Genomic DNA, 890 nt, shown 5'->3' with positions numbered 1-890 from the left:
TCCTTCGGTTCGATTCCGGCGTCCACGCGGGAAGAGGCATAGGCCGAAGATCTGCTGCTGAGTGCCTCGGCATTTACTGCCTGCTGCATCCTGACCTGGGAACTCGTCCACGCATGCAGGGAATCCTCACTCTCCTTCAGCGCCGTCAGTACGGTCTGCTCGAAGGCATGCCAGTTCTGATCACTGCCGGCGCGAGCGGCTTCCTCCCTGGCCTTCTTCCGGCCAAAGCTTAACCACTCCCACTGAAGCTCCGGACCCGCCGAGTAGCGCTTTGCACTGGAATCGCCCAGCGAACCGAACGGCGCGAGGATGCCACCAAAGACATTCAGTGTGACGCGCGGAAGGTGCGCACGCTCGGCGAGTACGACGTTGCCAAGGCTTGCTCGCAGTAGTGCATCGGCCTTGGCGACGTCCGGCCGCCGCGCCAGGAGGTCGGTGGGCTGCGCAAGCGATGCAAGATCCGGCGGGGCCGGCAGTGGAGCCGGGGCCAGCAACGCCTCCCAGGCGTCATCCTGCGCGGTCGGCGAGCGGCCTGCAAGAACCGCCAATGCGGCCCTGTCCGCCTGCAGCCGGGTAGCGGTTGCCGCCTCCTGCGCCACCAGCTCGGCGTGTTCGGATTCGACCGCAAGTGCCTCCCTGCGATCGACCAGCCCGGCCGCATACCGGGCCTTCACACGCACAACGCGCGCCTTGCTCAGCTCAACCTCCCGCTCAAGAGAGGACAGGTTGATCTGGTCCATCCTGAGCAGGAAGTAGTTCTTCGCAACCTCGGCCTGGAGCACTGCGGCAGCTGATCTCGCGTCAGCCGCCGCGGCATCGGCCTTGCGATCGGCCATGGCTGCGGCGGTGCCAATGCGCCCAAACAGGTCCAGTTCCCAGGAGAACATCTG

At 65.5% G+C, this 890-nt stretch carries 1 protein-coding gene; it reads right to left on the bottom strand.

The window, feature by feature from the left end:
• Window positions 1-890: TolC family protein (locus D7T59_RS21525; RefSeq protein ID WP_180882694.1), on the bottom strand; the 890-nt coding region annotated here is incomplete at both ends.

The sequence above is a fragment of the Stenotrophomonas maltophilia genome, from assembly GCF_013464915.1.
Lineage (GTDB): Bacteria > Pseudomonadota > Gammaproteobacteria > Xanthomonadales > Xanthomonadaceae > Stenotrophomonas > Stenotrophomonas maltophilia_AT.
This window is presented reverse-complemented; position numbering and strand designations above follow the sequence as displayed.